Here is a 19,775-nt window from a genome sequence, read left to right on the forward strand (position 1 = left end):
ATCCAAACAGGCTGTCTGATTAACCTTCAGACAGCCTGTTTTTTTATTATCGAATTGATTTTGGATTAAACAATAGTGCCACAATATATCCAAATACAATCGCTACAGTGATCCCTGCGGCGGTTGCTTTCATCCCGCCAATAACTGCTGGCAGAAATCCTTCTTTTGCTCCTTCCATTGCCCCTTTAGCAAGAGCATAACCAAAACCGGGCAAAGGAACCGTTGCTCCGTCTCCCGCCAAATCTACAAGAGGCTGATATAAATTTAATCCTTGTAATATAGCTCCTAATACCACAAAGAGTACTAAAACCCGTGGTGCTGTGAGCTTGGTGGTGTCTAATAATATCTGTCCGATTACACATATTACTCCACCTATTAAAAAACAGTATACATAGTCCATAATTGCTATCCTTTCCAACTCCATTTATATTTATAAACGAACAGACTAACAGATTTCAACACATATGCCGTGAGCGATTCCCGGGATAGACTCCCCTTGGAAGGGACTGATTGTCGATAATAGTGCACCGGTGGATACCAGCAACGCTCTTTTAATCTCACCTTTTTTCATACGTTTATAAACATAACCCGTAAAAATACTTGCGGAACAGCCGCAGCCGCTTCCTCCTGCATGAACATCTTGCTCCTGTTCATACATCATTGAACCGCAGTCGTCATAACGATCAATTAAATCTTTTTGATTCAGTCCGGCATCTTTCAATAAATCTATCGCAATCTGCTTTCCAATATTGCCTAAATCTCCACTTAAAATCAAATCATAATCCGTTATATTTCGCTTGGTATCTTCTAAGTGGTTCAACACCGTATCTACAAAGGCAGGAGCCATAGCTGCACCCATTTGGTTTGCATCCTTTAGACCTGTGTCAATGATTTTACCTAAGGTGCCATGGGTAACGCAAATGTCTTTTTTTACATTGATAACACTTTTCGGATTCAATTCATGTCCCATAGGCCTTTCGATCAACATGGGTTCTTCTCCATAATTTTTTTCGTCAGACAGTACAAAAGCTCCTGCAGCTGTTGCCGTCCATTGTGCTGAAGGAGGTCTCTGGTTCCCATGTTCCAACGGCAATCTAAATTGACGTTCTGCTGTACAATAATGACTGGATGCGCCGGCTATAATATTGCTTCCGTAGCCGCCATCAATAAATACGGAGCCCATTAAAAGAGATTCTGCCATCGTCGAGCATGCCCCATACAATCCAATAAAAGGAATCTGTAAATCTCTGGCCATAAAGGCAGAAGACATCAACTGATTAAGTAAATCTCCGCTTAGTATGGAATCAATCTGTGTTTTTTCTTTTCCGGATTTGTTTAAAGCTGTGACGATTGCTTCTTTCAACATCTTACTTTCGGATTTTTCCCATGTTTTTTCGCCAAAAGTATCGTCTTCCAATATCCTATCAAACCAAGTGTTCATTGGGCCTTGCCCCTCTTTTACCCCAACGATAGAGCATGCACTGATAATTTTCGGCTTATTATTAAACACTAATGTTTGCTTTCCTATTTTATTTTTAGTCACTATGCTCACCAAGCCTTTCCTATTAACCAATATATAATTCCGATGATCGTAGCCGTCGTAGTACCCAGAACCAAAACAGGACCAGCCAGCGAAAATAGCTTCGCACCTGCACCCAGCACGATACCTTCCTTTTTATATTCTATTGCCGGGGCTACCATAGAATTGGCAAAGCCTGTAATCGGTACAATTACTCCTGCACCTGCAAACTTTGCAATCGTATCAAAAAAACCAAGCCCCGTTAACAACTGAGCGGTGCATATCAATATCATGGTTACATATGTTTTAGCTGTCTCTTCTTTGATTCCATCAGCTATTAATCCATTTTGAATAGCCAAAGCAATGGTACAAACCAGACCACCTACAATAAAGGCTTTCAAACAGTTTGAAAAATATTTAGGTTTTGGCGTAAATTGATCCGCATATTTTTCATAAGCTTTAGCAACTTTTTTCTTTTGTTCTTCTTTTGTATCCACTCGCAAAACTTCCTTTCTTAATTTCTTTTTACCCAAAATCTATTATTTCCAAGAATACAAATAATACACAATGCAAAAATAGGCATGATACAAAAAGAAGTCTTTTTGCGTAATATTTACTTGAAACTGAATTTTTTCGAGCTTAAAATAGAAAAGTGACTATAATACATGTAAAAAACAACAATCTAACGTAAGGAGAACTATCATTTATGAATTTAAATCAAATTATATTGGCTTCCTCTTCTCCTCGAAGAATTGCAATGATGCGCCAAAACGGAATTGAACCCATCATCGTGCCCGCCGATGTGGATGAAACGATACCTGAAGGCTTGAGTATGGAAGAAGCAGTGATGTATCTCGCTCTTAAGAAAGCCTTATTCGTAGAAGAAAAGTGTTTTGGCTCTTCTATTGAAAATAAAATATCAGGCACAGCCGTCGTCAACGGCACTTTACTGGAAAATCCATTGATTATCGCTGCTGACACCGTGGTTTTTAGAAATAGCATTATTGGAAAGCCAAAAGATCGAGAAGATGCTTTTAACATTTTACTTGATCTTAAAGGGAAATCCCATGATGTCGCGACAGGAGTAGCTATCATAAGAGCAGGAATGCCTGTTAGAAAGGTTTTTTATGAAGTTACCAAGGTATACGTCAAAGACTTCTCTTTAGAAGAATTAAATGCCTATTTAGATACGGATGAGCCTTATGATAAAGCCGGTGCTTATGCTATTCAGGGAGTTTTCAATCAACATATTGATCGCATTGAAGGCGATTTAAACAATGTTATCGGATTCCCTTGGGATCGCATACAAAGAGAACTCGTTAATCTAAAATAAAAATGATATTTCTGATAGATTTTTACTAGTTCAAGATCAGCAAAGGAATTACTCGAGTGCCCTTTCAATAGTTTTATAAAGTTCCTATAATTTGAGGTGATTTTATTGAATGAAATAGAAAACAAGAAGAAAAAACTTTATCCGCGGCCAGGAAGCTTGGACATGATTGAAAAATACATTCCCCACCTTGACTGTGAGCTTCACTACTGGTACCACAAGGGGAACCGTAACAGCTATGTGTTCCTTCTGCATGGGGCGGGATGCGACCATCGTATGTTCGATCATCAACTGCCTTTATTTGATGGGAACCATCACATTATCGTGTGGGATGCCCGTGGGCACGGGCGCTCGACCTTAAAGATGGGAAAGCCGTTTCTGTTTGACGAAATGCTGAGTGACTTACTCAAGTTGTACGAGGTGCACGGCATCGAGCAGGCGATTTTAATCGGGCAATCCATGGGCGGCAATCTGGCACAAGAACTTGCACACCGCCATCCGGAAAAAGTGGAAAAGTTAGTGCTGATTGACTGCACACGCAACACAGGCTGTCTAACATGGACTGAGCATATGATACTGAAATTCACTCGCCTGATATTCGGGCTATATCCATGGAAGACACTGATTCGTCTAAGTGCGGATGCCTGCGGCACGGCCATGAGTACGCGTGAATATGTACGTGAGTGCTTTGGGCGCATGGAGAAACGTACCTTCGTGGACGTGATGATGTCACTGATGACGTGTTTGCACGAGGATCCCAGCTTTCGCTTCAGCGTGCCTGTACTGCTGTTGTGCGGAAGTGAGGACAAATCGGGAAATATACGTAAAATAGTACAATCGTGGGCCGAAAGTGAGCCACACTGTGATATGTATTTCATCGACGGTGCGGGTCATAATGCCAATCAGGACAGGCCGGACCTTGTAAATAAATATATCAAGAAGTTTATTGAAATATAGAAATTTATTGAAGAAGGTAAACGTTGCGGAATTTTCATGCCAGAGGCATCCGAGGCTGCCATTGAAATATACATTGATATGATTCAAACCTATTTGTTCCATAATAAAGAGCAATACTCAACAAAAAACCTTGCAGAGTTTTCTGCAAGGTTTTTAATTATTGGATTTTTATATTTTATTATAATTTGTTTGCTGCATCGAAAAGCTTTTCAGCATTTTCCCATTCTTCGACGATCTGAGGAACGATCTTATAAAGATCTCCAACGATACCGTAGTCAGCTACTTCAAAGATTGGAGCATCCGGATCCTTGTTGATTGCAACAATGATGTCAGAAGTCTGCATACCAGCTAAGTGCTGAATAGCTCCGGAGATACCGCAAGCAAAGTAAATCTTAGGCTTTACAGTAGTACCGGTCTGTCCAACTTGGTGAGAGTGATCAATCCAACCAGCGTCAACAGCAGCTCTGGAAGAACCAACAACACCGCCAACCTTATCAGCAAAGTTCTTGATTAGAGAGAAACCGGAAGAATCTCCAAGTCCTCTACCGCCAGAACAGATAATCTCAGCATCCGTTAAGGAAACCAGTTCTTTTGCAGATTTTACGATTTCTACAACCTTTGTTCTGATATCAGAATCAGAAATGGAAGATGCTACTTTAATTAATTCGCCTTTAGCTCCTTCAACCTTTTCTCTCTTCTGCATTACGCCAGGTCTTACAGTTGACATCTGAGGTCTAGTCTTAGGGCAAACGATGGTAGCCATCAGGTTACCGCCGAAAGCAGGTCTTGTCTGCTTCAGGCCTTTGTTTCCATCTTCAGGATCAAGTCCTGCTGTATTTGCAGTCGTATTTAATTCTAGGTAATTTTTGTAGTTACCAGTGTTGATGTCCAGTCTTGTACAGTCCGCAGTCAAACCGGTATCTAATCTTGCAGCAACTCTTGGAGCAAGGTCACGTCCGATGTGTGTTGCACCAAAAATCACGATTTCTGGCTTATACTCATTGATTGCATCTGTTAAAACTTTTGCATATCCATCTGTTGTAAAGTTCTCAAGTAAAGGATCTTCAATTAGATAAACTTGATCTGCGCCATAAGCATATAGCTCATCAACCAAATGATCTACTTTATTTCCGATAAGAACTGCACAAACCTTTGTTGTATCACTAATTTCTCTAGATAGACGATAGCCTTCTCCAACAAGTTCTAAAGCAACATTCATTAGCTTGCCAGCTCTCTGTTCTGCATATACCCATACGTTTTTGTAATCTGAAAATTCTATATTAGACATGATTCATCCCCTCCTTTAAATAATGTGCTTGGCTTTTAAAGCCGTCAGGAGATTTACTGCCAATTCTTTTTCTGTATCCCCTGCAACAAACGAACCTTTGCCTTTTGGCTTCGGTGTAAATGATCTGAATACATTGGTCGGTGATGCTTTTAATCCTACAATTGTAAGATCTACACCGATATCTGCTGCGGACCATATTTTTACATCTGCCTGCATTGCTTTATAAATTCCGCTGATTGACATATATCTAGGTTTGTTCAATTCTTTGATAGCCGTCAAAACACAAGGCATCTTAAGTTTTAGAACTTCATAACCATCTTCTAAAGCTCTGTGTACTGTAATTTCGTCGCCGTCAATTGCGAATTCTTTTACATAAGTTACCTGTGCTACGTCTAATTTTTCTGCGATCTGAGGACCTACCTGTGCAGTATCTCCGTCGATTGCCTGTCTTCCTGCAAAGATAATATCAAATTCACCGATTTTCTTGATTCCTGCAACCAAAGCATTAGAGGTTGCCCAAGTATCGGAACCGCCAAGAGCTCTGTCAGAAAGAAGGATTGCATCATCAGCACCCATAGCAAGGCATTCTCTCAGCATTTCAGTTGCCTGAGGAGGTCCCATTGTTAATACGGTAACCGTTGCATCAGGATTTTGATCTTTCAATTTTAGAGCTTCTTCCAGCGCATTTGCATCATCAGGATTTAGAATGCTTTGTACACCATCTCTGATAAGCGTACCTGTTTCTGGATTTATTTTAATTTCGTTAGTATTCGGTACTTGCTTTACGCATACTATTATTTTCATTAAATTACTCCTCCCATTTAGTAGTTTTTATTCTACAATTATGCTGTTCAATTATCTTTCAAGCTTATTTCTTGAACACGGATGCAGCGATTACGATTTTCTGAACTTCTGAAGTACCTTCATAAATTTCAGTGATCTTCGCATCTCTCATCATTCTTTCTACCGGATAATCTTTTGTATAACCATAACCACCATGTAACTGTACAGCTTTGGTTGTCACATGCATTGCTGTTTCAGCAGCAAACAATTTTGCCATTGCTGATTCCGGTCCATATGGAAGGCCTTTATTCTTCATATCTGCTGCTCTATAGATCAAAAGTCTTGCAGCTTCGATTCTTGTTTTCATGTCCGCAATTTCAAACTGAAGGCCCTGCATCTGAGAAAGGTTCTTGCCAAACTGTTTTCTTGACTTCATGTATTCTACGGTAACATCAAATGCACCCTGTGCAATTCCAAGAGCCTGAGAAGCAATTCCAATACGACCTCCATCTAAAGTGGACATCGCAACTTTAAAACCTGCGCCAAGTCCTCCAAGTAAATTTTCTTTTGGAACTTTACAGTTCTGGAATACTAGCTCTGTAGTGGAAGAAGCGCAGATGCCCATCTTATCTTCTGTCTTACCAATAGAAAATCCTTCAAAGCCCTTTTCAACAATAAATGCACTGATGCCTTTTGTTCCTTTGGATTTATCTGTCATTGCCATAACTACAAAAGTATCTGCATATCCACCATTTGTGATAAATACTTTTGCACCGTTAAGAAGCCAATGGTCGCCCATATCAACGGCTCTTGTTTGCTGTCCTGCAGCGTCAGTTCCTGCATTTGGTTCAGTCAGACCGAATGCACCAAGATGTTCACCCTTTGCAAGCGGAACCAGATATTTCTGTTTCTGCTCTTTTGTACCCCATGCATAGATTGGCCAAGCACAAAGAGAAGTGTGTGCAGAGCAGATAACACCTGTGGATGCGCATACTCTTGATAATTCTTCAACTGTGATCGCATAAGAAATATAGTCCCCGCCGGAACCGCCGTACTCTTCTGAGAACGGAACTCCAAGCAAACCATATCGCTTCATTTGCTCTACTGTTTCTACCGGAAACCTATGCTCTTTGTCAATGTCTGCAGCGATAGGCTCAACTTCGTTAACAGCAAACTCTCTTACCATTTTTCTTACAAACTCTTGTTCTTTCGTTAGTTGAAAGTTCATGTAAATGCCTCCTTAAATCATTAATAACGGCCATGTTCTCCATAAAGGCCGCAATTGGTTTCGCTTACAAATTCAGACAAAATTTCATCTAATTTCATAAGCTTATGTTAGTTAAATATATAACAGCATATACTATACATTTAACAATACTTTCTTCAGTTTTGCAAGACTTTTTTTAGTACTTTACGTAGTGTTTCAATAAAATATTTTGTTTTTAGTTAATAGTCAAACAATTCAGCAAAATAGCGGATTAATAGCATTTAATCCAGAGTAAAAATACAAAATTTATTGAATTTTTAATTAATTCTAGGCGGATTCTTTCTATAACATGAGGAATAAGTTCTTTATAAATTTGCTACCTTTTTCACAAAAACGTAATTTATTTAATTTGTGTTTGACACACAATTTTTAAATAATCTTCTTTCATATTTCGTTTTTATTCTTCCGCCTAGCGGCTAAATCAGACAAAAACAGAGCTAATTATTTTAGCTCTGTTCCAATACTTTTTTTATTCAGATGCAGCAGTCCGTATTCCTTCTAAAACTCTTTTCTCAATCCTGGACACCTGTACTTGTGATATGCCTAACAAATCAGCAATTTGCTGTTGAGTCATATCCCTAAAATACCGTAATATAATAATTTTCCTCTCTTTCTCAGCAAGTCTTCCGATAATATTCTTTAGGTAAATGGCATCCACTAAATTGGATTCTTCATCATGATATCCTTCCCCGCTGCTGCCTGTGCTGTATTGCTTGGAGCTTTCAGGATCGTCAATACTCGCTACATTATATAAGGCATCGGCAGCCTCTATCAATTCAAGCACTTTTTCACTTGGGATGCCCATTTCTTTTGAAATAACGCTCAATTTAGGATAAACACCATGCTGATTGTAATAGTCATCCCTGATTTGATTCATCTGTTTAATTTCTAATTTCATTTGACGGCTGACCTTTATCCGGCCGTCATCTCTTATGTACCTTTTTATCTCGCCTAATATCATCGGCACCGCATAGGTAGAGAACATGACATCGTAGCTTGCATCAAACCGTTCAATGGATTTCAATAGTCCCATATACCCGATTTGTACCAAATCCTCCAGTTCGTATCCTGTTCCTAAATATTTTAATGCAAGGCTTTTCACCAGACCGGTATTTTGCGAAACCAATAATTCTCTTGCTTCCTCATCCCCGTTTTTGGCCCGTTCTATCAACGCATAGGTATCCTCTTTGTTAATATTATAACTATAACTCATACCCAGCATCCAGACTCTTTATCATTAAAACTTTAGTGCCAGAACCTAATGCAGATTCTACCTCAACCTTATCCATAAAGCTTTCCATTACGGTAAAGCCCATGCCCGCGCGTTCTTCTTGATTGCCGGTCGTAAATAAAGGTTCCCTCGCTTTATTGACATCTTCGATTCCTATGCCTTTGTCTTCCACTATAATAGAAAGTTTTCGGTCTTCATTGATTCTGCATTCAACCACAACGATTCCGTCTTTGATTCCTTTGTATCCGTGAATAATTGCATTGCTCACCGCTTCAGAAACCCCTGTTTTAATTTCCGCAATTTCTTCAATGGTGGGATCTACTTCGGCAAAGAATGCCGCTACTGCTGCTCTGGCAAAACTCTCATTAGCGGATAACGCCATAAATTCTAACCTCATTTTATTTTCCATCCTCTGCACCCTCCAATTCTTCATCATTATCCTTTGTGCTTATCAATTCCTGAAATGCTTCATCCAAGCTGTCACGGCTGGACACGATCGTAAAGATTCCTGCCATCTCTAATATCAGCGTTACATACTTTGAGCAACCGATTAGGACAATATTTCCTCCTTTTTCTTTCACTTTATTATATCTGCCCATAACAACCCCGATTCCGGAGCTATCCATAAATTCAACTTTTGAAAAGTCCATCACTAAATGCTTCGTTTTAAAGGTATCAATGGTTTTATCTATTTCCTCACGGGCCTGAGCTGCTTGATGATGATCTAAGTCCCCTGCAATATCCACTACCAAAACATCATCTTTCATTTTAAAGTCCAAATATGTTTGCATAAAAAAACCCCCTTCTCTTTTGTAAGCCTACTCCATTCATAATTATAGTACGTATGAATAAGCTTGTCCTTAAGAGAATAAGGGGTTTTCATTCTATTTTTGTCGAAGTTCCAATAAATCCCTCGATAAATTCACTAATCTCTCGGATAAATCGTTATCGTTTTCGTGGATTCCACCGCTGCATTGATTAACCCTTCTGCATCCAAGCGACTTTCCGAATTCAAAATCTTATCCAGTTTTGGCTTTGTCGTCGGGTGTTTTGGCAAGAAGACGGTGCAGCAGTCTTCATAAGGCTGAATGGAGGTTTCAAAGGTTCCTATCTCTTTTGCTTTGTCCATAATATCCACTTTGTCCATTGCAATGAGAGGTCTCATGACAGGCATCTTCACGGATGCATCCGTTACCACAAGTGCCTCGGCTGTTTGACTGGCAACTTGCCCTAGATTTTCACCGGTAATCAGCATGGTGCAATCTTTTTCCTGCGCAATTCGTTCTGCAATTCGCATCATAAACCGGCGTACAAGAATAGTCGTTTCTTCTTCCGGACAATGCTGCACAATCTCCTCTTGGATCGGTAACAGATTAATCACATGCATTTTAAACCGTCCGCAATAGCTCGCTACAATACTTGCCAGTTCCTCCACCTTCTCCTGAGCTCGCTCACTGGTATACGGATAGGAATGAAAATGGATCGCTTCAATCAGCATTCCTCTTTTTGCCATCATCCAAGCGGCAACCGGGCTGTCAATCCCGCCGGAAAGCAGAATCAAACCTTTACCGTTTGTTCCAAGCGGCAAGCCGCCGAACCCCGAAATTTTCTGTTCATAAATATAAGATTGATCTCTCCTGACATCTACAAACAATAGACAATCCGGATGGTGAACATCTACTTTCAACACCTTACACCCGATGAGTACTTTACCTCCGATTATTTTCCCAATATCGGGCGATTGAATCGGAAAGGTCTTGTCGGCACGCTTTGCCTCTACTTTAAAAGTATGGATTCCTTTCTCTTCAATCAGCTTCAGCATATACTCCACAGCAGCTTCTCCGATCCGATCTATATCTGATTCCACTTCCACAGCCGGACTGATGGAAGCGACACCAAAAACCTTTGATATCTGTCCGATAATTTCTTCTGCTGGGATCTTTTGATCGGCACGAACAAAAATAAGCCCCTCATGTCTTTTCACTTCAACATGATCGTATTTTTTCAGCATTTTTTTTATTCGTTCAACCAACATTCGTTCAAAGTAAGGCTTATTTAATCCTTTTAAAGCAACCTCGCCGCATCTTACTATATATACTTTTCTATCGTCCATTATTCCCTCCGCTTATTTACATGATATTTATCTAAAACTGCCTAATTTCCTAAATTTCGTTACAGCAGACTTTACATGCTCCAATACATAGTCCATTTCCTCCATGGTATTGAATTCATTAAAGCTGAAACGTATGGCTGATTCAATTTCTTTACTGTTTAAACCCATTGCCTTCAGCACATGACTCTGCCCGTTCTTATTAGAAGAACATGCCGAGCCGATGGAAACATAAATGTCTGCCTGTTCCAACGTATGCAGGATCACTTCTCCCCTCGTGCCCAAAAATGAAATATTCAGCACCGAAGGGCTGCACAAGCCGCTCTCACCCGACAAGGTGTCTTGTTCTACACCATTCACCTTGATATCCTTTATCTCTTCTTTTATGCCTTTCAGCAAATAATTTCTTGCCTCCGACATGGCTAGAATTCTCTTCTCAAAATTTTCACGAATCTGCTTTGCCGCATGTCCAAAACCTACGATAGCAGGTACATTTTCTGTGCCTGACCGCATATTCTTTTCCTGGCCTCCACCGATCAAATAAGGCTCAATCGTTAATCCCTTTCGAATATACAGGGCACCAATGCCTTTCGGTCCATGAATCTTATGACCGCTTACCGAGATTAAATCAACGCCCTGAAAGGACATCGGAATTTTACCCAAGGCTTGAACCGCATCGGTATGAAACAAGATGTCCGTCCCCTTTGCTTTATTGTACTCATTTTTTATCCGAATGATTTCTTCAAGAGGTTCAACCGTTCCTACTTCATTATTGACACCCATTACAGAAATCAGTATCGTTGCCTCGTCTACAGCTTCCTGTAATGCTTTTACGTCCAGATTGCCTTTTTCATCTACGCCAATATATTCTACGATATAATAACCTTGTCCTTCTAATCTTTTAACCGTTTCCAATACAGCCGGATGCTCCACAGCCGTTGTAATAATTTTATTTCCTCTTCTTTTCCGAGCAGATGCAGTGCCGAGTAAGGCCATATTATCCGCTTCTGTACCCCCAGAGGTAAATACAATCTCTTCCGACTTCGCTCCTAAAGCTAACGCAATCTCTTTTCTGGCATTTTTGATTCCCTTTTCGGCCTGAATCCCTAATCTATGCAGAGAAGAAGGATTTCCAAAATCCTTTTTCATATATTCCGTCATTATCTCTGTAACAGAGTCGTATTGTCTGGTTGTCGCACTATTATCCAAATATACCATTTCATTTTACCTATTCTACCTATTGATTATTGATTTAAAAAAATGGCTTCGCCATTCCGCTAAGGAACCCAACGGCTACGCCTCCGACTCACTTCGCTCCCTGCTGTCCGTTTTGCCTTGCCAAGCAAGCTTGGGGCAAAAAGGCTATGGTTCCCTTCGGCGCCCGCTTTGCGAGCTGAGCACCCTCCTTTATCGGCAAAGAGGCTCCTCCCCTCTGCACTTCCCCTGTTATCCTATCGGATAAAAAGGAAGAGGAATTTCTCCCTCTTCCTTAGATAATTAACAATTTTAATTAAAATGCAAATACTTTTTGATTATGCTATTTAGCAAAATCAATGGCTCTCATCTCTCTCAAAACATTTACTTTAATCTGTCCCGGATATTCAAGCTCGCTTTCGATTTTCTTTGAAATTTCTCTTGCTAAGAATACAAGTTCTTCATCTTTGACTTCATCAGGTTTTGCTATAATTCTGATTTCTCTTCCAGCTTGAATTGCATACGCTTTCTCAACGCCAACAGTAGTTGTAGCGATTTCTTCAAGCTTTTGAAGCCTCTTGATATAAGATTCCAGGGTTTCTCTTCTGGCTCCAGGCCGAGCGGCGGATAAAGCATCTGCTGCAGCGATAAGCACGGCTTCTAAGCTCTTTGGTTCATAGTCACCATGATGTGCTGCCATACCGTTAATAACAGCTTCAGATTCTTTATATTTTCTAAGTACATCAATCCCTATGTCCACGTGAGTACCTTCCACCTCATGATCCAAGGCTTTTCCAATATCATGAAGCAAACCAGCCCTCTTAGCCAGCTTTGTATCCATACCTAACTCACTCGCCATTAATCCTGCTAAATGAGCTACTTCTATGGAATGATTCAATACGTTCTGTCCATATGAAGTTCTATACTTCAATCTTCCTAACAGTTTTATTAATTCAGGATGGAAATTGTGAATACCAATTTCAAAAGTTGCCTGCTCTCCTGCTTCTTTTATGATAGAGTTTACTTCTTTTTCAGACTTCTCTACCATTTCCTCAATTCTCGCAGGATGTATTCTTCCGTCTACAATCAACTTTTCTAAAGCTAGCCTCGCAATTTCTCTCTTAACAGGGTCAAATCCTGATAAAATAACTGCTTCTGGTGTGTCATCAATAATTAGATCGATTCCCGTTAAAGTTTCGATAGCTCTGATGTTTCTCCCTTCTCGTCCGATGATTCTTCCCTTCATTTCATCGTTTGGCAGGGCAACAACAGAAACAGTACTTTCTGCTACATGATCAGCGGCACATCGTTGAATAGCTCCGATAATAATTTCCTTCGCCTTCTTGTCCCCTTCTTCTTTAGCCTTTGATTCAATATCTTTGATCATCAAAGAAGCTTCCACTCTTATTTCTTTCTCTACATTCGAAAGTAAGACTGCCTTTGCTTCTTCTACCGTATACCCTGATATTCTCTCAAGTTCTTCTAACTGCCTTTGAATAAATCCATCTAGTTCTTTTTGTTTATCAATTAATGATTGCTCTTTGTTTGTAATGCTTTCTTCTTTCTTTTCCAGGTTTTCGATTTTTCTATCGACAGTTTCTTCTTTTTGTATCAATCTTTTTTCAGATCGTTGAATTTCGGCTCTTCTTTCGCGAATTTCACGTTCAATTTCGCTTCGCATTTTATGAGCCTCTTCTTTAGCCTCTAGTGTGATTTCCTTCTTGATGGTTTCAGATTTGTTCTCAGCGTCAAGAATCAGATTCCTCGCTTTTTGTTCAGCACTCCCAATGGCTTTCTCGCCAACAGTTTTTCTGATTATATATCCAACCAATAGCCCAACAGCTATAGAAATAATTCCCACTAATACTCTAATTAGTATCTCTGTAATATAAAACACCTCCTCCTACAATATATATTGTATAGTACATAAACATAAAATATGCTGCAGCCATAGCAACAGCGGACAAATTCTTTGCATTACTTTAATTAATTATTGATATAATTACACAATACTATTATAATGTTTATTGTGACTCCATGTCAAGTTAATGAAAGGCAAACGATGAAGTATTTTTGGAATTTATTTAAAAATATAGACAAAATTTTACTATTTCTTCCTGTATGCTTTGCGCTTATCAGTATTGTGATGATTAGCAGCACCGCATCGCAAGGAGAATTTGTTTTTGCAAAGGACGTAAAGATTCAATTTATAGCTTATCTATTAGGTTTTTGCGCCATGTCCTGCATACTCTTAGTCGATTATAAACTGTTTGAAAACTGGGAGCGTCCGCTCTATATCGGTTCTATATTTCTCCTGCTTACGGTTTACATCCCTGGGCTTGGAGTAGAACATTACGGTGCGCGTTCATGGATAGACTTAAAAGTAGTTGATTTTCAGCCTTCTGAAATTGTAAAAATTACCTTTGTTATCCTAATGGCGCTTTATTTGTCAAAAAATCATGATACGTTAAAAACATATAAAGGAGTCTTTCGCGCCGGATTATATGCTTCTCCTTTTATCGTTATCGTTTTGAAGGAAGATTTAGGCGGTGCCATTGTTCTGTCCGTCATTTGGTTAGCGATGATTTTTTACGCAGGGATTGATTATAAAATCTTAGGAAAATCTGCTTGTGTATTTGTTGTAGCATTGCCGATCGTCTATCGATTTATGGCATCGCACCAAAAAGAAAGAATTGATGCATTCCTGCATCCGGACAACTTAGGTCTAGCCGGAAATTATCAAGTATGGCAATCCAAGGTAGCCATCGGTTCCGGAGGATTCTTCGGAAAAGGATTATTTCAGGGGACTCAAAAAGAATTAAAATTTCTTCCGGTTCAAAAATCTGACTTTATTTATTCGGTCATTGTAGAAGAATTAGGAATGATAGGAGGGGCACTTGTTATCGCCTTGTATGCCGTTTTTCTCTATAAGATCCTTAAAATTGCTTATAATGCGAAAGAAAATTACGGCGCTCTTATAGCCATTGGTTTTATCGGAATGTTCGGTTTCCAAGTATTTGAAAATATTGCGATGACCCTCGGTGCCATGCCGGTTACCGGCATTACCCTTCCTTTCATCAGTTATGGGGGTTCCTCTGTGGTAGCCAATATGATTGCGCTGGGATTCATCCTTAATGTGGGAATCCGAAGCAAGCTCATCAATTTCTAACGATAGGTATCCATAAAGAAAAAAGCCTGATTCAAATGAATCAGGCTTTTTATATAGACTTTATAAAGTTATTATTCGATCTACAATATTGTTAAAATTCTCTTCTATGTACGTTCCTTTTTTTATCACTACAGGGATACCGCTATTTGCTGCTATATGGATATTATCATCATATTGAATAATTCCTGCCATCTTTGGTTTCAGCAATTCCGCGATTTCTCTAAGGGTAGGTACAATGCCCATCCCCATGATCTCTGCTTTCACTTTATTTACAACATAGCACTTGTTCTTTATTCCTAGCTCATTTAAAACCCTGTCCAGCATATCCGCATCCCGGACAGCAACATGTTCAGGCGTCGTGATTATTACAGCACTGTCTGCACCGGCGGCAGCTAACTTTAAGCCATCTCCAATTCCGGCAGGCGAATCTACGAGAATATAATCAAACTTCTCTTTTAACTTTTCGCACAGTACTTTCATATGAAGCGGGGTGAGATCTCCCTTATCCCTGTGATGAGCTGCAGAAATTAAATAGAGCTCATCAAATCGCCTGTCTCTTATTAACGCTTGCTTAATACGGCACAAGCCTGTCATCGCATCTGCTACGTCATAAACAACTTTATTCTCAAGGCCAAGGCATAAATCAAGATTTCGCAATCCCATATCCATATCAATCAGGACAACCTTATAGCCCTTTTGTGCTAATGCTGCGCCGGCATTGGCCGTAAAAACAGTCTTGCCAACACCGCCTTTTCCTGATGCTACTAATATAACCTTGCCCATATTTCTATTGCCTCCTATTGTATCATTGTATCTAAACTAAAATCTTGATAAGTCTTATCCAGCTGCAAGTATTTACCTATCACTTCACGAGCTACCGGTCCGGCATAACCTGCCGTACCTCCCTGAACAATCATAACAGCAACTGCAATCTTTGGATTGTCGGCAGGCGCCATAGTTACAACCCATGCAAAGTTATCATAATCGCTCAAGTACGAATTTATTTTTTTTGTTGTGACAGTTCCATTGCTCAAATTCAGAACAGCCTGAATGACAGCCTTATCCCTCGTCGTGTAGATATCAGGTTCTTCTTTCATCAATTTAGTCATTTCTGTTTCCACTTGATCCCAAGATAATTTGTAATTAATTTGCTTTAAGTGGGACTTGATATATGCGACTTCATCAACCGGTGGAATCTTTCCTTCTCTTTGTGCAGTGCCGCTTTTCCCTGCTACTTGCACCGGAAAGTTTCCGAATACTCCCTTCAAACTACCCTTCGGTCCGTTAACTACTTGCTTCATACCCTTGATAATATCATCCAGATATTTGTCGTCACTAATGTTAATCTTTGTACCTTCTTCTTTTTGAATTGGCTCAGACTCCTCTATTGCCTTAATCAAGCTAACTTTGTTATGCACCCCTTTGTTTCCGATTGTCGCGATATAATTTGCTATTTGCAATGGCGTATAAGCATTTTCACCTTGACCGATTGCAATGTTCAATTCATCTCCAAGTGTCCATGCTGCTTGGTTAAAATAGTCGTATTTGCATAGATCTGCCACCTTGTCTACCATATCTTTCTTGACACCCAAATCCATAGACGACAAGCGGTCAATAATTGTTCCTCTAGAAGGATTTTCTTCGGCCCATCCGACAATGGTATCAATCTTTGCAGATAATAGCTCTTTATCGCTCACTACTTTTTTTTCAAAATATTTCGATGCACTGTTCAGTAAAACACTCCTCAGTGATTTCTTTGTCTGTATCATCTTATTTTCTGACTTTGGAACATCCGTCACTCGTTCAGCGATTTCAATTCCGGTCGGCTTACCCAGGCCATACTGTTCCGCATAGGAAGTAATGGTTTCAATACTAATCGGCGTAACATATCCCAAACTGCCGCCTTTATAGAAATCTCGGTTCGTTGCAATATCATAAAAATAATAGTTACAGGAAACTTCCAAAGCATCCGCTAAATTTACATAACCATGGGAGCCGCGAGATCTATTCCATATTAAGCATCCATAGGATCGGTTTCCGATCATAACGTGACCACCGTCATAAAGTTTCTTATTGGGATCCAATCCAGATTCTAATGCCGCCGTAGCGGTAACCATCTTAAAGATAGAGCCCGGCTGTACCGGTGTCATCGTTGCCACGTTATACAATGGTGCTGCTGCCATTGGATCTCTCGGATTTACACTCTGGAGCGAATTCCAATCGGTTTTACTGATTCCGGAAGCAAAAAGATTCGGATCGAAAGCAGGATAACTTGCCATAGCAAGTACATCTCCGGTCTCCACTTCAATGGCTACTGCTGCCCCAACCTTTGCATTTCTATACGCAGTGCCATACTTGTAATTGCCATATTGACTTTGAAAGGTTCCTCCCACCTGAATTTGCTCGATTGCCTGCTGCAATGCATCTTCCACCGTTTTCTGCAATTCCGAATCAATCGTCAAATAAACATCTTTTCCCTTTTGAGGCTCCGTCTCGTCTATTACCCGGACCAATTCTCCCACAGCATTTACTTGTACCGTCTTCACGCCGTCTTTTCCTTTTAACGTCGTTTCATATGCACTTTCGATGCCGTCCTGTCCTACTAAGTCATTGGTATTATATCCTAGCTTTGTTACATAATATTCTTTATCTCGCTCAGATATTTGTCCTAAATATCCTAAAATATGAGCCGCCATATCCTGATTCGGATAAAATCTTCTCGTTTCAGAAATGACTTCGACCTGAGGAAGTTCTGAACTTCTTTCTTCTATTTCCACAATAGTTGAATCCGAAATGCCGCGAGCAATATCAGCAGGCAAATATTTTCTGTAGCCCATCGACTGTATTTCATTCCGTATCACGATGATCTTCCTGGCTTCTTCATTGGAAAGAGATGCATCAATTTCAAAGTAACCCCTAAGGGCTGCAAATGCCTCTTCAGCCGACAGTTCATGTACGTCCTCTTCTTTTTTCCCTTCCTTTTTTGCTTTTTCTAACAGGGTTTTCTTATCGAGTTTATATCTTCCTAAAAAGCTCTCTTTGTCCAAATCTTTGGAGAACCTCATGTTCTTTACAGATATGGGAGGATATACTTTATAGACATTTTGCAGTTCTGACTGCGCTTCATATTTACTTAAGCTTTCATCGATGTCATAACGGGTTCTTAACTCATTGAAGGCTTCTTGAGCCGTAAAGTTTAAAGGAATTTCTTGCCCTGCAAGCCATTCATTGATATCATTTTGGTACGTATAAGTAAATTGATTTCCATTGATGATAATGGGTAGGTTATCAAAATACGTTTCATTATTTTTTTCAAGTATTTGTATAACTTCACCACACACTCGATTTAATTCTTTGTTATCTAAATCACCTGCACTAATCTGTAACGTAAATATTTGAGTATTTCCCGCAATAACTCGGCCGTATCGATCCAATATCTCTCCCCTTGGAGCCTTCGTATAGATGCTCTTGGTACTGATATTAGTTGCTTTTTCTTTCCAATCTTCGTTTTGAATGACCGTTAAATTAAAAAGGTTAGAAAATAAAAAAACCATAGCAAGGGCTATAACAAGAATCATTTGATAATATCTAGATTTTAATATTTTTTCCATATCAAATACCTGTCATTTCTATATTTAACAATTGTTTTCATTAAATTTATATATAGAATCAGCACAACGATTATATTTTCTATAATATAAAGAGGCTGAATTTTCATCCAATAAATAAAGCTGTATATACTTCCAAAGAAAAAAACGCTTATTACATAATAAATAAGATTATAGCCAATCGTCGAGCATATCGTCACAATAATAATAGACGCAATATTTTCCTTATTAATCATTTCACGCATAAAACTTACTGTCAATCCGATAATCAAGTACCCCATTGCGGCAATTCCTAAATACTGCCCCATGCAGAGGTCACTTAACAGGCCAAAAACTACTCCCATTACGATTCCCTTGTTGTCTTCATATAAAAATGAAAAAATCGACACAAGACATAGAATTAAATTTGGAGTAGCTCCTTTTATCGCGAACAAATTGAGCAATGTTCCTTGGAACAAAAATGCAAGTAAAAACAGGAGGACTGCATATCTTATTTTCATAATATAACCGCCACCTTCTGTAAACTTTTAAAGGATACACTTGGCTCTATTTTTACGGTTTTCAATTGCGTATCACTATCATATTCAACGGAGACAGCCTTGCCTATTTTTATTCCTTCCGGGTACAGTCCCATGCTTGAAGTAACTAACGTATCCCCTTTAATGATCCCTGCTTTATTATCAATCATAAAGCCGGATAAAGATCCATTGCTATCTCCGGAAACAATCCCGATCAAGCTTAAGTCTCTTGATACCATAAAGCTCACGTTATTCGATTCATCAATAATCGATATTACTTTGGACCAACCCGTTCCTGCTTCAGCAATTCTGCCAACCAGTCCATCTCCATTTACTACCACATCATCTTTTTGAATGCCGCTTTCCGTTCCCCTATCAATAGTGAATTGGTTGAACCAATTGGAACCATCCATCGATATAATACTGGCACCGACAATCTTTTTATTCCCTGAAATACTTTCATAATTTAACGCATTCGATAGTTGTTGAAGTTCCTGCAGCTCATTTTTTTTCAGTGTGAGGTCTATCACTTGCTGTTGTAAATCATTCACTTGATCTTTCAGCTTTTCATTTTCAGAAACTATACTTTTAAATTTAAAAATTCCCCTTAAGCTATTCTTGATTGATTTTTCCATGTTTGATAACGGGCTTTGAGCCTTAGTCACGGCCGTTTCAGTTGCATTGCCTATCGTCCCGCTTTTTCCCCCTGTTTCATAAGAAACAAGCATGATAACGCACAAGGCAACTACCACCGCTATCAAGATGCTAACCATTTTATGTTCTCTTATCCACCTCATAGTA

Annotated in this window: 19 protein-coding genes; 3 read left to right on the forward strand and 16 right to left on the reverse strand. The window is 39.4% G+C overall.

Annotation, left to right across the window (positions count from 1 at the left end; genetic code table 11):
* Nucleotides 1–46: 46 nt before the first annotated feature.
* Genes spoVAE through spoVAC form a run of 3 tightly spaced genes read right to left on the reverse strand, consistent with a single transcriptional unit; the run spans nucleotide 47 to nucleotide 2,016 of the window.
* Nucleotides 47–400 (reverse strand): stage V sporulation protein AE, encoded by a 354-nt coding sequence (spoVAE, locus tag JYB65_RS05205; protein ID WP_206581531.1) that lies wholly within the window; start codon nucleotides 398–400, stop codon nucleotides 47–49.
* Between the two features lie 45 nt (nucleotides 401–445).
* Nucleotides 446–1,543 carry a stage V sporulation protein AD gene (locus JYB65_RS05210; protein ID WP_206581791.1) on the reverse strand — a complete coding sequence of 366 codons (1,098 nt, stop codon included), beginning with the start codon at nucleotides 1,541–1,543 and terminating at the stop codon, nucleotides 446–448.
* A 5-nt stretch (nucleotides 1,544–1,548) separates the two neighbouring features.
* The gene (gene spoVAC / locus JYB65_RS05215; protein ID WP_342366621.1) at nucleotides 1,549–2,016 is read right to left on the reverse strand and encodes a stage V sporulation protein AC; all 468 of its coding nucleotides are present in this window, start codon (nucleotides 2,014–2,016) and stop codon (nucleotides 1,549–1,551) included.
* 209 nt (nucleotides 2,017–2,225) lie between these two features.
* On the opposite strand from spoVAC, the gene JYB65_RS05220 reads away from it, so the two are divergent.
* The gene (locus tag JYB65_RS05220) at nucleotides 2,226–2,852 is read left to right on the forward strand and encodes a Maf family protein (protein ID WP_206581533.1); all 627 of its coding nucleotides are present in this window, start codon (nucleotides 2,226–2,228) and stop codon (nucleotides 2,850–2,852) included.
* Nucleotides 2,853–2,957: 105 nt separating this feature from the next.
* The gene (locus JYB65_RS05225; RefSeq protein ID WP_245156575.1) at nucleotides 2,958–3,806 is read left to right on the forward strand and encodes an alpha/beta fold hydrolase; all 849 of its coding nucleotides are present in this window, start codon (nucleotides 2,958–2,960) and stop codon (nucleotides 3,804–3,806) included.
* Nucleotides 3,807–3,984: 178 nt separating this feature from the next.
* Here the strand turns inward: JYB65_RS05225 and JYB65_RS05230 are convergent, their stop codons facing one another.
* From JYB65_RS05230 to rny, 9 genes are all read right to left on the reverse strand, one after another.
* Entirely contained in the window at nucleotides 3,985–5,094 is a 1,110-nt protein-coding gene (locus JYB65_RS05230; protein WP_206581534.1) for an electron transfer flavoprotein subunit alpha/FixB family protein, read from the reverse strand.
* Nucleotides 5,095–5,109: 15 nt separating this feature from the next.
* On the reverse strand, nucleotides 5,110–5,898 hold the full coding sequence (etfB, locus tag JYB65_RS05235; RefSeq protein WP_206581535.1) for an electron transfer flavoprotein subunit beta: 789 nt from the start codon (nucleotides 5,896–5,898) through the stop codon (nucleotides 5,110–5,112).
* A gap of 64 nt (nucleotides 5,899–5,962) precedes the next feature.
* Nucleotides 5,963–7,105, reverse strand: coding sequence for an acyl-CoA dehydrogenase (locus JYB65_RS05240; protein ID WP_206581536.1), 1,143 nt, complete (start codon nucleotides 7,103–7,105; stop codon nucleotides 5,963–5,965).
* Nucleotides 7,106–7,613: 508 nt separating this feature from the next.
* Nucleotides 7,614–8,357 carry a sigma-70 family RNA polymerase sigma factor gene (locus JYB65_RS05245; protein WP_206581537.1) on the reverse strand — a complete coding sequence of 248 codons (744 nt, stop codon included), beginning with the start codon at nucleotides 8,355–8,357 and terminating at the stop codon, nucleotides 7,614–7,616.
* Nucleotides 8,347–8,784 (reverse strand): anti-sigma F factor, encoded by a 438-nt coding sequence (spoIIAB, locus tag JYB65_RS05250; protein ID WP_206581538.1) that lies wholly within the window; start codon nucleotides 8,782–8,784, stop codon nucleotides 8,347–8,349. Before spoIIAB ends, JYB65_RS05245 begins: the two co-directional genes overlap by 11 nt.
* Complete coding sequence (gene spoIIAA, locus JYB65_RS05255) at nucleotides 8,774–9,166, reverse strand: anti-sigma F factor antagonist (protein WP_206581539.1); 393 nt, start codon at nucleotides 9,164–9,166, stop codon at nucleotides 8,774–8,776. The genes spoIIAB and spoIIAA overlap by 11 nt, the downstream gene beginning before the upstream one ends.
* Nucleotides 9,167–9,300: 134 nt before the next feature.
* On the reverse strand, nucleotides 9,301–10,488 hold the full coding sequence (gene thiI, locus JYB65_RS05260) for a tRNA uracil 4-sulfurtransferase ThiI (RefSeq protein WP_206581540.1): 1,188 nt from the start codon (nucleotides 10,486–10,488) through the stop codon (nucleotides 9,301–9,303).
* 27 nt (nucleotides 10,489–10,515) lie between these two features.
* Nucleotides 10,516–11,703 carry a cysteine desulfurase family protein gene (locus JYB65_RS05265; protein WP_206581541.1) on the reverse strand — a complete coding sequence of 396 codons (1,188 nt, stop codon included), beginning with the start codon at nucleotides 11,701–11,703 and terminating at the stop codon, nucleotides 10,516–10,518.
* A 319-nt stretch (nucleotides 11,704–12,022) separates the two neighbouring features.
* Nucleotides 12,023–13,576 carry a ribonuclease Y gene (gene rny / locus JYB65_RS05270; RefSeq protein WP_342366622.1) on the reverse strand — a complete coding sequence of 518 codons (1,554 nt, stop codon included), beginning with the start codon at nucleotides 13,574–13,576 and terminating at the stop codon, nucleotides 12,023–12,025.
* Nucleotides 13,577–13,741: 165 nt separating this feature from the next.
* Here rny and rodA point away from each other — a divergent pair, with 165 nt between their 5' ends.
* Nucleotides 13,742–14,848, forward strand: a complete 1,107-nt coding sequence (rodA, locus tag JYB65_RS05275) for a rod shape-determining protein RodA (RefSeq protein WP_206581542.1) — start codon at nucleotides 13,742–13,744, stop codon at nucleotides 14,846–14,848.
* Between the two features lie 60 nt (nucleotides 14,849–14,908).
* On the opposite strand, the gene minD is transcribed toward rodA, so the two are convergent.
* From minD to mreC, 4 genes are read right to left on the reverse strand one after another with little or no spacing between them, the layout of a single operon-like run.
* Nucleotides 14,909–15,631, reverse strand: coding sequence for a septum site-determining protein MinD (minD, locus tag JYB65_RS05280; protein WP_206581543.1), 723 nt, complete (start codon nucleotides 15,629–15,631; stop codon nucleotides 14,909–14,911).
* A 14-nt stretch (nucleotides 15,632–15,645) separates the two neighbouring features.
* Nucleotides 15,646–18,459 carry a penicillin-binding transpeptidase domain-containing protein gene (locus JYB65_RS05285; RefSeq protein ID WP_206581544.1) on the reverse strand — a complete coding sequence of 938 codons (2,814 nt, stop codon included), beginning with the start codon at nucleotides 18,457–18,459 and terminating at the stop codon, nucleotides 15,646–15,648.
* Nucleotides 18,444–18,956 carry a rod shape-determining protein MreD gene (mreD, locus tag JYB65_RS05290; protein WP_206581545.1) on the reverse strand — a complete coding sequence of 171 codons (513 nt, stop codon included), beginning with the start codon at nucleotides 18,954–18,956 and terminating at the stop codon, nucleotides 18,444–18,446. The genes JYB65_RS05285 and mreD overlap by 16 nt, the downstream gene beginning before the upstream one ends.
* Entirely contained in the window at nucleotides 18,953–19,771 is an 819-nt protein-coding gene (gene mreC, locus JYB65_RS05295) for a rod shape-determining protein MreC (protein WP_206581546.1), read from the reverse strand. The genes mreD and mreC overlap by 4 nt, the downstream gene beginning before the upstream one ends.
* Nucleotides 19,772–19,775: the final 4 nt, after the last annotated feature.

Origin of the sequence: Clostridium aminobutyricum, assembly GCF_017255415.1 — a bacterium.
In the GTDB taxonomy this organism is placed as follows: Bacteria; Bacillota; Clostridia; order Peptostreptococcales; family Anaerovoracaceae; genus Aminipila; species Aminipila aminobutyrica.

Excerpts from the sequence above, each read along its gene's own strand:
- minD (WP_206581543.1), bottom strand. The coding sequence starts at position 15,631 with ATGGGCAAGGTTATATTAGTAGCATCAGGAAAAGGCGGTGTTGGCAAG.
- JYB65_RS05265 (WP_206581541.1), bottom strand. The coding sequence starts at position 11,703 with ATGGTATATTTGGATAATAGTGCGACAACCAGACAATACGACTCTGTT.
- JYB65_RS05230 (WP_206581534.1), bottom strand. The coding sequence starts at position 5,094 with ATGTCTAATATAGAATTTTCAGATTACAAAAACGTATGGGTATATGCA.
- thiI (WP_206581540.1), bottom strand. The coding sequence starts at position 10,488 with ATGGACGATAGAAAAGTATATATAGTAAGATGCGGCGAGGTTGCTTTA.
- spoIIAB (WP_206581538.1), bottom strand. The coding sequence starts at position 8,784 with ATGGAAAATAAAATGAGGTTAGAATTTATGGCGTTATCCGCTAATGAG.
- mreC (WP_206581546.1), bottom strand. The coding sequence starts at position 19,771 with ATGAGGTGGATAAGAGAACATAAAATGGTTAGCATCTTGATAGCGGTG.
- JYB65_RS05245 (WP_206581537.1), bottom strand. The coding sequence starts at position 8,357 with ATGAGTTATAGTTATAATATTAACAAAGAGGATACCTATGCGTTGATA.
- etfB (WP_206581535.1), bottom strand. The coding sequence starts at position 5,898 with ATGAAAATAATAGTATGCGTAAAGCAAGTACCGAATACTAACGAAATT.
- JYB65_RS05285 (WP_206581544.1), bottom strand. The coding sequence starts at position 18,459 with ATGGAAAAAATATTAAAATCTAGATATTATCAAATGATTCTTGTTATA.
- mreD (WP_206581545.1), bottom strand. The coding sequence starts at position 18,956 with ATGAAAATAAGATATGCAGTCCTCCTGTTTTTACTTGCATTTTTGTTC.
- JYB65_RS05240 (WP_206581536.1), bottom strand. The coding sequence starts at position 7,105 with ATGAACTTTCAACTAACGAAAGAACAAGAGTTTGTAAGAAAAATGGTA.
- rodA (WP_206581542.1), top strand. The coding sequence starts at position 13,742 with ATGAAGTATTTTTGGAATTTATTTAAAAATATAGACAAAATTTTACTA.
- spoVAE (WP_206581531.1), bottom strand. The coding sequence starts at position 400 with ATGGACTATGTATACTGTTTTTTAATAGGTGGAGTAATATGTGTAATC.
- JYB65_RS05220 (WP_206581533.1), top strand. The coding sequence starts at position 2,226 with ATGAATTTAAATCAAATTATATTGGCTTCCTCTTCTCCTCGAAGAATT.
- spoIIAA (WP_206581539.1), bottom strand. The coding sequence starts at position 9,166 with ATGCAAACATATTTGGACTTTAAAATGAAAGATGATGTTTTGGTAGTG.